The organism is Cupriavidus sp. SHE, assembly GCF_000812445.1.
Classification (GTDB): Bacteria; Pseudomonadota; Gammaproteobacteria; order Burkholderiales; family Burkholderiaceae; genus Cupriavidus; species Cupriavidus metallidurans.
In genome coordinates this window covers 16,846-27,070 of the sequence record NZ_JWMB01000026.1, presented here as the reverse complement: position 1 = coordinate 27,070, position 10,225 = coordinate 16,846, and the positions used below count along the sequence as shown (strand labels likewise).

Below are 10,225 nucleotides of genomic sequence, written 5' to 3'. Positions count from 1 at the left end.
CCGCCGAAGAACGAGATCGGCAGGTTCAGCAGCCACATCGCGATAGCGATGCCCCACGCGACCTTGCGGCAGTACGCGAGGTCGCCGGTGGCTGGCGCGGCGGGACGCTTGCGCTCGGGTAGCGCCTTCGCCGCGGCGGCCAGCGCCTTGTTGCCCTTGAACCATTGCGCGACCTGGGTGCGCGACACCGTGGTGGACTGCGTCCAGACGATCTCGGTGTCGCTCGTCTCGCGCGTCAGTCGCCGCGCCGGCGGGCCGAACTCGGTCAGCCGCGTGGTATCGCCGGCCTGCACGCGCCAGTTGAACGTGCCCGCCGCATAGAGCACGCGGCTGACGTATTCGAACCCCTTGCGGTACTCGTTGCCGGCCAGCACGGCCACGCTCGACGACGCCATCGTGCCGGGCCAGACATCCAGCACGCGCACGCGGTCCCAGCCAGCGTCCTGCTCCACGAGCCACAGAAAGCCGGCCGTGTCGTTGAACAGCAGGTACTCCATCCAGGTCGAGGTCTCGTCCTCGTCATCATCGGTGCACTGAAGCAGGCCGAGCACGGTGTATGGCTTGCCGTCGATCGTGCCGACCTCGCCCGGCGTCAGGCTGGTCTGCAGCGCCTCGATCTCGGCGTGCTTCTCCAGCACGATGGCTGTCGACGTCGTGCAATCGACTTCGCTATGGCAGCTTGGGCAAATGATGAAATTCGCCACACCGGCGCGATAGGCGATCGGGCTGCCGCAGTTTGGGCAAGCCAGCGGAATCGCCTTGCCACGATAGCGGTCGGCGGTGCGGTCAATCTCGTCTGCGCTGCGCAGAAGCTGGCACTTGAGCTGGTCGAGCTCGACCATCTGGCCCGTGTAGACCGCGGGCGGGTAGCCATCGGCGTAGTCGAGCGTCAGGAAGTTGCCCGCGTTGCGGAAGTCCGCGACTTGAGCGGTCCAGCCCGCGCCGACCTGGAACGGCAACTCGCCCTGCCCACCGGTGCAGCGCGCGGTGCGCACATCACCGGCTTCGTAACGGTACTTGTTGAAGAACAGCGGCTCGCCGGGCTTCAGGCCTTCGAACTTCGGCAGCTTGCCAACCGACGCCTTCGCGGCGTCTTCGTCAGGCACCCTGCGCGTGAACATGTACTGGCCCGACGCATCGCCGAGCCAGCCGTCCGTGCCGTCGTCGAACAGCACATACCATTCGCTCCAGAGACCGGCGTCGTACCGCAACTGGAGACGGCCAACCAGCGTAAAACCCTGCCCCTTGCCGTCATTCGGCCAGATGCCGCTGGTGCCGATCTGAAGCGGCGAGTAGTCCTCGAGCACCGCCGACATCTTGCCGATGTCGCGTACCTGATCGGCCTCGCGCAGCAAGGTGCTGTGGCAGTACTCGCAGACCGCCATGACCGCGGCGGACGACCGAAAGCGGACCTCCGCGCCGCAGCCCGGACAGTTGACCGTTTGCATGGAGCGGAATCAGCCGACGAGTTTCTTGAGAATTTCCGCCTTGGCCGTATCGAACTCCGCCTGCGAGATCAGGCTCTTGTCGAGCAGCTCCTTGAGCTTCTGCAGCCGCGCCGCCGGATCTTCGGCGGCAGGCGTTGCAGGAGCGACGGGCGCTGCAGCGGGTACACCCGCCACGCCGCCCACGAGTCCGCCAGCCATCGCCTGCCCCATGACTGCCCCGGCGGCCAGACCCGCGCCGAGCCCGGCGACACCGCCCTCGTTCTGCGCGGCAAGCGGGATCGAGCTGGCCACCTGGTACTGCGTGTACTTGGCCATGTCGCCCATCATCCCCATCGAGATGCGGGTGTCGATGGCCTTCTGCAGTTCCTCTGGCAAGGAGACATTGGTGACCGCGAAGTTATCGAGCGCTACGCCATAACGCTCGAACTCGGGCGCGAGCTTTTCGTGGATCGTCTGCGACATCAGCGTCTGGTTGGCCGCCATGTCCAGGAACGGCACCGACGACGCGCCGAGCGTGTTCGTCATCGTGGCGATCAGCAGATTGCGCAGTTGCTCTTCCACTTCGTCGCGCGTGTACTCGGCGCGCGTGCCGCTGATCTCGGTGTAGAACTTCTGCGGATCGCTGATCTTGTACGAATACAGACCAAAGGCGCGCAGCCGCACCATGCCGAAGTCCGCATCGCGGATCGTGATCGGCTGCGCCGTGCCCCACTTGCGGCCAATCTGCAGGCGGGTGCTGAAGAAGTAGACGTCCGACTTGAACGGCGATTCGAACAGCTTGTCCCAGTTCTTCAGGTACGTCAGCACCGGCAGCGTCTGGGTGGTCAGCTTGTACATGCCGGGGCCGAACACGTCGGCGATCTTGCCTTCGTTGACGAAGACCGCCATCTGGGATTCACGCACGGTCAGGCTGCCACCGTACTGGATTTCCATGTCTTCCATCGGATAGCGCCACGCCAGCACGCCGTCCGTGTCCTCCGTCCACTGGAGGATGTCGATGAACTGCTTCCTGATGAACGACCCGATGCTCATGTCAGCTCCTTCTTCCCAAGGAATGATTCACGTCCTGGCCTCAGGACAGGCACGCGGCATTGAGCACGCCGACCGAGACCGACATCGTGCCCATCAGCCCGCCCATGGCCATATTGTTAGATTCGATGGCCGCATCCATATCCGGCAATGCGCGCGCCAGCGCCGCGTAGACCACTGCCTGCACCACCATCGCCACCAGCGACCACACCAGGAACATCAGAAAGGTGTCGTTGTGCTGGAGACTCGACGACAGCGTGAAGCAGAAACCGAGCGTGCTGCCACCCAGCGAGAGTGCGGCAGCCACATTGCCCTGGCGGATCAGCGCGAACTCGTTGAAGGGCGTGATCCTGGTGTAGACTCCGACGAACACGACCAGCAGCACAAGGCTGGCCAGCAGATGCTCGGCGTAGGCGTAGATGGGTAGCATGGTTCGGGTACGCGGCCTGTCGATGGAGTTGTGGAAATATCCGGTCCTGCGCGATGCGCTTGCCGTGCGGCGATGCCAGCGGCAAACTACGCGGCAAAGTATAGCCGCAGTCCTATTCCTTCCAATATCAATTTGTGAAACGCCGGAACGCCAGCCGCGCTCCGGGCGATCTCCTGTTGCTCACCTGTTGCGACCGCCGCCCCATGCGCGACCGTACCCTAGTCCTTTCGGTGTTGATCGTAGCCTCCTGCGGGCTTGGCTACGAACTGATTGCCGGCGCACTGTCGAGCTATCTGCTCGGCGATTCGATCCTCCAGTTCTCCTCGATCATCGGCTGCTACCTGTTCGCGATGGGTGTCGGCTCGTGGCTCTCGCGCTACGTGAAGGACGAGGACGTCCTGACCCGCTTTATCGACATCGAGATCCTGGTCGGCCTGCTCGGTGGCATCTCGGCGGCGCTGCTGTTCGTGGTATTCGCCTGGCTCTCCGCGCCATTCCGCACCGCGCTGTATGCGCTGGTGTTCGTGATCGGGATGCTGGTTGGCATGGAGATTCCGCTGGTCATGCGCATCCTCAATGCGCGGCGTGCCCAGTTCAGCGATCTGGTGAGCCGCGTGCTCACGTTCGACTATCTCGGCGCGCTGGCAGTGTCGCTGGTATTCCCGCTGGTGCTCGCGCCACGGCTCGGGCTGTCGCGCACGGGATTCCTGTTCGGCATGCTCAACGTCGCGGTAGCGCTGTTCACACTGCGCATCTTCCGCGACGAGGTGTCGCGCACGACGTTGCGCACGCTGCGCGCAGGCATGGTGCTGGCGGTGCTGACAGTCGGCTTCGCCGGTTCGAACTATCTGACGCACTGGGCGGAACGCGGCCTGTTCGGCGACGAGATCATCCATAGCGAAACCACCCCGTACCAGCGGCTGGTCATCACGCGCTGGAAGGACGATCTCCGCCTCTACATCAACGGCAACCTGCAGTTCTCCTCGCGCGACGAACACCGCTATCACGAGGCATTAGTGCACCCGGTGCTGCAGGCGCTGCCGTGGGCGCGTCGCGTGCTGGTAATCGGTGGCGGCGACGGGCTGGCGCTGCGCGAGATTCTCAAGTACCGCAATATCGAGCACGTCACGCTGGTCGACCTGGACCCGGCGATGACCACGCTATTCTCGCGCAGTGAACCGCTGCGGGCACTGAACCACGGCTCGCTGACCGACCAGCGCGTGACCGTGGTCAACGCCGATGCCGCGCAATGGCTCGAGCAGAACCAGGACAACTTCGACGCGATCATCGTCGACCTGCCTGACCCGTCCAACTTCGGGCTCGGCAAGCTGTATTCGGTGCCGATGTACCGGCTGATGTCGCGCCATCTGGCCGAGAAGGGCTACGCGGTGGTGCAGTCGACATCGCCCTACTACGCACCGCGCTCGTTCTGGGACATCGACGCCACGCTGCGTGAAGCCGGGCTGCATACGTGGCCGTACCATACCTACGTGCCGTCGTTCGGCGAGTGGGGCTACATCCTGGCTGGCAAGCGCAACGACTACACGCCGCCGACGCGCTACGACGTGCCGATGAAGTTTCTCGACGGGGATACGACTGCGCTGATGTTCCGTTTTCCCGCCGACATGGCGCCGCGCCAGGGCGAGCCGAACCGGCTCAACGAACAAACCCTTGTGCACGACTTCGAGCGTGACTGGCGCAATGTCATCCGCTAAGTCATCCGCCAAGTCATCCGCAAGTTCGCTTGCCGGAGCGGCTGCTCCAGGAGGCCGATGGACCGCCGCCGCTTCCTGATCGCCGCCGCGGGTACCGCGCTGGCCGGCTGTAGCCGCATCAGCGACGAGGCCGACAGCTTCCTGCGCGGCCTGGGCCTGCGCGAACCCACGCCGGTGGTCCTGCGCCCCGGCATGGCGGAGGGGCACGCGCTGCGTGACCAACGCGGCTGGCCCGAGCCGGGCGGCGAACTGCGCACCGATGTGGCGATCCTGGGTAGCGGCCCGGGCGGGCTGTCGGCCGCATGGCAACTGTCGCGCGCTGGTCATCGCGACTTCATCATGCTCGACGGCCCCGAGTTCGGCGGCAATGCGGCCGGCGGCCAGTTCGGCGAGATCGGCTTTCCGCGCGGCGCGCATTACCTGCCATTGCCTTCGGCGCAATCAACCCACGTGCGCGAGATGCTGGCCGACGTCGGGGTGATCGAGCGCGATCCATTCGATGCGCGCCCACGCTTCGACGAACGTGCATTGGTGCACGCGCCGGACGAGCGGCTGTTCTTCGACGGGAAATGGCAGGACGGCCTGCTGCCCGATCATGACGATCACGATGCGCAGCACACACGCTTCCTCACCCGCATGGATGCGCTGCGCCACGCCACCGGCAGCGATGGCCGCAAGGCATTTGCGATTCCGATCGCCGAATCCTCGCGCGACCCGGCATGGACGGCGCTCGATCGCCAGACCTTCCGGCAATGGCTGAAAGCCGAAGGCTTTACCGCACCAACGCTGCACTGGTACGCCGATTACTGCTGCCGTGACGACTATGGCGCGGGGGCCGATGTCGTGTCCGCGTGGGCGGGCCTGCACTACTTCGCCAGCCGTGGCGGCCATGCCAGCAATGCCGCCGATGGCGCGGTGCTGACATGGCCGGACGGATTGCACGGCATGGTGACGCGGCTGACATCGAAGATCGATGCGCGGATGCATGCCGGCCAGCCATGGCGGCGCGCGGGCATGGCCGTGCGTATCGACGAAACGTCTGAGGGCGTCAGCGTGCTGTGCGCGCACTGGCCCGATGGTGTCACACGGCCGCCCGCGCTCTTTCGCATTCGGGCGCGGCGCGTTATCTGCGCGATGCCGTTGCATGTCGCCGCCCACGTTGTGCCGCTGAAGCCGCTCGGCTTCGACCCGGCGCAACATCTCCAGTATCACGCGCCCTGGCTGGTTTCGTCGTTCCACCTGCGGGGGTTTCCGCCGGAGGCCGCCGGGGTGCCGCTGGCGTGGGACAACGTCGTGTATGGCTCGCGCGGCCTCGGCTATGTCGTGGCCACGCACCAGTGGATCCGCCAGGCACGTCCGGCGCACACCGCGTTCACTGCCTACTGTCCGCTCGACGCCGAATCCGGCGCGCCTGCCGGGGGATCGCCAGATGCCGTCAGGCGATGGCTGGCGGATGCCGACCCGGCCGCGCTGATGGACCTGGCCGTGTCCGATCTTCGCGCGGTCTATGGCCGCGAATTCTGGCGCCATGCGGACGCCGTCGAGATCACGGCACGCGGTCACGCGATGGCCACGCCGGTGCCGGGCTTTCTGGGCAACGCGGGCATCCGCGCGTTGCGTGAGACCGACGGCCGCATCCTGTTTGCCCACGCCGACCTGAGCGGACTCTCCGTGTTCGAGGAAGCGGCATGGTGGGGCACACGCGCCGCGCTGAGAATCGTCGGATAGTGATGCCGGGCTGGGGACGACCGTCTGCGCCGGCCCCTGCCATCCTGTAGAATCGACGCCAGTCTTTTTGTCTTTTGCGTCACCCGCGCCCCGACTCCTCGTGCAACCGTTCCGGTTACTGCTGATGATTGTGCTGCTTGCCTTCCTGCCGTTGCAGGCATGGGCAGGTCTCGGCACGTCCGCGGCAGGCGTCGGCATGGTGCAGGTGCCTCAGACGGCCGATGTCTCCGACGTCGCTCGGGCCACGCTCACCGTGGCGACCGATGCTGCCGCTATCGCCGATGTTGGCGATCCTGCTGATATCGCGGCGTCCACGACTCAAGAGTCCTCCCACCCTGCCGATAATGCGGAACCGTCGCCACCGGGCGCGGATTTCGCCGAGCAGTTGTTGCCCGCGCCGCTTCCGCGCATGGCAACCGCAACCGGCCGTAGCGCGGTGCCGCAGTACGCCCGCATCGCGCTGCCGGACCCCGACCTGCCTCTGCTGCCGCGCCCGCCGCGCGGCTGATCCCGCTTTCGCGCGAAGGTTGCTTCGCGCGCACCTTTATCGCGCAGTTCGCATCCAGCGGGCCGCGCGCTTGCGGCCCGTCCGCGTTCTTCCTAGTCTCGCCCCACATCCATGAAACGTATCTTTCTGTTCCTGGCGACCAACCTCGCCGTCATGCTTGTCCTCAGTGTCACGGCCAGCCTGCTGGGCGTGAACCGCTTCCTGACCTCGAACGGCCTCAACCTCGGCATGTTGTTGGCATTCGCGGCGCTGATGGGCTTCGGTGGCTCGTTTATCTCGCTGCTGATGTCCAAGACCATCGCCAAGTGGTCGACCGGCGCCCAGGTCATCACCCACCCGAGCACCAGCACGGAGCTCTGGCTCGTGCAGACCGTCGAGAAGCTGGCCACGCGCGCCGGCCTGCCGATGCCTGAAGTGGCGATCTATGATGGCGAGCCCAACGCATTCGCTACCGGCGCGTCGAAAAACGGCTCGCTGGTGGCTGTGTCCACGGGCCTGCTGCAGTCGATGTCGCACGACGAAGTCGAGGCCGTGCTCGCGCACGAAGTGGCCCACATCGCCAATGGCGACATGGTCACGCTGACGCTGATTCAGGGCGTGGTGAACACGTTCGTGATCTTCATGGCGCGCGTGGTCGGCTACTTCGTCGATTCGTGGCTGCGCCGCAATGACGAGGAGTCGAGCGGCCCCGGCATCGGCTACATGGTCACCGTGGTGGTCTGCGAGATCGTCTTCGGCATCCTGGCCAGCGTCATCGTCGCCACGTTCTCGCGTCATCGCGAATATCGTGCCGACGCCGGCGCGGCGAAGCTGCTCGGCACGCCGAGCCCGATGGTGGCGGCATTGCGCCGCCTGGGTGGTCTGGACGCCGACGGCCTGCCGCAGAACATGCAGGCGATGGGTATCTCGGGCGGCAAGTCGTGGCTGGCGCTGTTTGCAAGCCACCCGCCGATCGAATCGCGCATCGCGGCCCTGCAAGGCACTCGCTAAGCCCCGCAGAGCGCTGGTGGCTACGCAGCCGCCAGCGCCACTGCCTGCCCTTCCCCGCGGAATGCCGCCCGGTATCGCTCGGGCGTCGTCTGCACATGGCGCTGGAATGCCTGACGCATGACATCGGCATTGCCGAATCCGGTGACATGCGCGATGGCTTCCAGCCGCCGATCGCTCCCTTCCAGCAGGCGCCGCACCGCTTCCACGCGAAGCCGCTCGACATAGCGCGCGGGCGTGTCTCCCACCTGCTTCACGAAGACCCGCGCAAAGTTGCGCGGACTCATTGCCACCTGCTCCGCCAGCACGCCGACCGACAGGTCCCGGCCGAGGTTGTCGGCAATCCATGTCTGCAACGCTCGCAGTTCAGGGCTTTGCGCCGCCTGCGCCCGCAGCACCGTCGAAAACTGCGCCTGATTGCCCGGACGCCGGAGGAACAGCACCAGATCCCGCGCGACGTCCAGCGACACCGTGTGCCCCAGATCTTCCTCGACCAATGCGAGCGACAGGTCCATGCCAGCCGAGACACCGGCCGAGGTATAGAAGCGCCCCGCGCGAATCCAGATCGGATCGGCATCGACATCCAGTTGCGGGTGCCGATGGGCCAGCCGCTCGGCATGACGCCAGTGGGTGGTCACGCGCTGCGCGTCGAGCAGCCCCGTACCGGCCAGAACAAACGCTCCGGTGCAAACCGCGCCCATCCGCCGCACCTGCGTCGCCTGCGTGCGTAGCCAGCCGATCAGCCGCTCGTCCTCGGCGGCCCGTGCATGGCCCGAGCCGCCCGAGATCAGCAGCGTGTCGATCGGTCTGCCCACCTGCTCGACGATGCGGTGGTACGGCGCGTCCGCCAATATGCGCAGACCGCTCTCCGTACGCACGATGGCATCGTCGCTGACGCTGACCACGTGCAGGTCGTAGGGCGGCGACTCACGGCCGCACAGCTTGTTGGCGGCACCGAACACGGCGGTCGGCCCGGTGACATCGAGTTCCTGCGCAGGATCGGGCGCGACGATGACCACAACGCGCGGCGGTTCGGGGGCTGGGTGCATGGCGGGGCAAGTGATTGGGCGCGGATGCGCCGATCATACGCCCGCCGCCGACGGCGCCAGCCGCTCCTGACGCTGCCACGCCAGCGTCACGGCAAGCGCCACCGCCAATGCCGGCAGCACCGCCAGGTTCACGCCCTGCCAACCCCACTGGTTCAGCACCTGCCCCGCCGCCAGTGTGGCCAGCGCGGTCAGCGCGGCTGTGGAAAACTCGCTGGCCGCCTGCGTCCGTGCCCGCTCCGCCGGGCGGTAGCTGCTGGTCAGCAGCGTCGTGCCGCCGACGAACATGAAGTTCCACCCCACGCCCAGACAAAGCAGGGCGAGATAGAAGGCCGGCAGCGTGGTCGAGCACAGCGCGACGATGGCCGCGAGCGCCGACAACGCAATGCCGCTCACCAGCATCACCGGATTGCCGAAGCGCTGCAGCTGCCAGCCAGAGAAGAACGATGGCGCATACATGCCGACCAGGTGCCATTCGATGATCTGGGCGCCCTGCTTGATCGTGTGCTGGCACGCTACGGCCGCGATCGGCGTGGCCGTCATCATGAACATCATCACGGCGTTGCCGATACCGTTGTTCGCAAACGATGCCAGGAACACAGGCTGGCGAACGATCTCGCCGAGCGGCCGGGCCGGAAGGTTATCCACAGCTGCCGCGGCGTGCGCCGCTGCCGGTGGCTCCCGATAGGCGAGCGCCAGCACGGCCACGGATAGCGCGCCGAACACGGCAACTACCGCGTAGGAGCCGGCAAACGGCAGCGGCTGCATCATGTCCGCGCTCCAGGCCGCGATCGCGGGGCCACACACCGCCGCCACTACCCCACCGGTCAGCACGGCCGATATCGCGCGCGGCTTCTCGGCAAGCGGCGCGGCATCGGCGGCGGCCAGGCGATAGAAGCGCGCGAATGCCTGGAACACTCCGACCAGCGCCGTACCGAGACAAAACAACACGAAGTCGTGCCGCCAGATCGCCAGCACCGAAACCAGACCACCGGCCATGCAGGCCAGTGCGCCGAGGCAGAACGCCGGGCGTCGGCCAAGTCGCTCGATCAGGAAAGCCGCGGCGATGGCGGTCAACGCCGATGCCACGGTAATCAGCGCAAATGGCAGCGTGGCCAGCGCCTTGTTCGGCGCGAGGGTGTAGCCGACCAGCCCCGTCAGCGTCAGGTCGACGGACAGCGCCGAGGTATAGAGTGCCTGGCACAGCGCCAACACGCGCGCCTGCCGCAATGCGTGGGAAGCCATCGCGTCTCCGGAAGGGAAATGGGGATGGCACCCAGCGTACGGGTCGGCATGGCCGTCCGACTGACAACGTTCAGCGGATTTCTGCCAAC

At 66.2% G+C, this 10,225-nt stretch carries 9 protein-coding genes; 4 read left to right on the top strand and 5 right to left on the bottom strand.

The genetic code is table 11. From position 1 onward, the window contains the following. The 3 genes from RN01_RS14990 to RN01_RS14980 form a co-directional block, all read right to left on the bottom strand. Positions 1 to 1,448 (bottom strand): DUF4178 domain-containing protein (locus RN01_RS14990; RefSeq protein WP_039016682.1); only part of this gene is annotated, 1,448 nt, incomplete at its 3' end. Between the two features lie 9 nt (positions 1,449 to 1,457). Next, a complete protein-coding gene (locus tag RN01_RS14985) occupies positions 1,458 to 2,480 on the bottom strand; it encodes an SPFH domain-containing protein (protein WP_011517889.1) in 1,023 nt (340 codons plus the stop codon). Positions 2,481 to 2,520: 40 nt separating this feature from the next. Continuing rightward, entirely contained in the window at positions 2,521 to 2,907 is a 387-nt protein-coding gene (locus RN01_RS14980) for a DUF350 domain-containing protein (RefSeq protein ID WP_011517890.1), read from the bottom strand. Between the two features lie 203 nt (positions 2,908 to 3,110). Here RN01_RS14980 and RN01_RS14975 point away from each other — a divergent pair, with 203 nt between their 5' ends. From RN01_RS14975 to htpX, 4 genes are all read left to right on the top strand, one after another. Then, the gene (locus RN01_RS14975) at positions 3,111 to 4,622 is read left to right on the top strand and encodes a polyamine aminopropyltransferase (RefSeq protein WP_017513167.1); all 1,512 of its coding nucleotides are present in this window, start codon (positions 3,111 to 3,113) and stop codon (positions 4,620 to 4,622) included. Positions 4,623 to 4,679: 57 nt separating this feature from the next. Then, entirely contained in the window at positions 4,680 to 6,350 is a 1,671-nt protein-coding gene (locus RN01_RS14970) for an NAD(P)-binding protein (protein ID WP_024569551.1), read from the top strand. Between the two features lie 124 nt (positions 6,351 to 6,474). After that, the gene (locus tag RN01_RS14965; protein WP_017514979.1) at positions 6,475 to 6,858 is read left to right on the top strand and encodes a hypothetical protein; all 384 of its coding nucleotides are present in this window, start codon (positions 6,475 to 6,477) and stop codon (positions 6,856 to 6,858) included. A gap of 111 nt (positions 6,859 to 6,969) precedes the next feature. Continuing rightward, entirely contained in the window at positions 6,970 to 7,848 is an 879-nt protein-coding gene (htpX, locus tag RN01_RS14960) for a protease HtpX (RefSeq protein WP_017514980.1), read from the top strand. Between the two features lie 20 nt (positions 7,849 to 7,868). Here the strand turns inward: htpX and RN01_RS14955 are convergent, their stop codons facing one another. Both RN01_RS14955 and RN01_RS14950 read right to left on the bottom strand, forming a co-directional pair. After that, positions 7,869 to 8,894, bottom strand: coding sequence for a GlxA family transcriptional regulator (locus RN01_RS14955; protein ID WP_017514981.1), 1,026 nt, complete (start codon positions 8,892 to 8,894; stop codon positions 7,869 to 7,871). A 33-nt stretch (positions 8,895 to 8,927) separates the two neighbouring features. Next, positions 8,928 to 10,136 (bottom strand): MFS transporter, encoded by a 1,209-nt coding sequence (locus RN01_RS14950; RefSeq protein WP_024569552.1) that lies wholly within the window; start codon positions 10,134 to 10,136, stop codon positions 8,928 to 8,930. Positions 10,137 to 10,225 lie beyond the last annotated feature (89 nt).

Coding starts and splice junctions, on each gene's coding strand:
- RN01_RS14965 (WP_017514979.1), top strand. CDS start 6,475: ATGATTGTGCTGCTTGCCTTCCTGCCGTTGCAGGCATGGGCAGGTCTC.
- RN01_RS14955 (WP_017514981.1), bottom strand. CDS start 8,894: ATGCACCCAGCCCCCGAACCGCCGCGCGTTGTGGTCATCGTCGCGCCC.
- RN01_RS14975 (WP_017513167.1), top strand. CDS start 3,111: ATGCGCGACCGTACCCTAGTCCTTTCGGTGTTGATCGTAGCCTCCTGC.
- htpX (WP_017514980.1), top strand. CDS start 6,970: ATGAAACGTATCTTTCTGTTCCTGGCGACCAACCTCGCCGTCATGCTT.
- RN01_RS14980 (WP_011517890.1), bottom strand. CDS start 2,907: ATGCTACCCATCTACGCCTACGCCGAGCATCTGCTGGCCAGCCTTGTG.
- RN01_RS14970 (WP_024569551.1), top strand. CDS start 4,680: ATGGACCGCCGCCGCTTCCTGATCGCCGCCGCGGGTACCGCGCTGGCC.
- RN01_RS14950 (WP_024569552.1), bottom strand. CDS start 10,136: ATGGCTTCCCACGCATTGCGGCAGGCGCGCGTGTTGGCGCTGTGCCAG.
- RN01_RS14985 (WP_011517889.1), bottom strand. CDS start 2,480: ATGAGCATCGGGTCGTTCATCAGGAAGCAGTTCATCGACATCCTCCAG.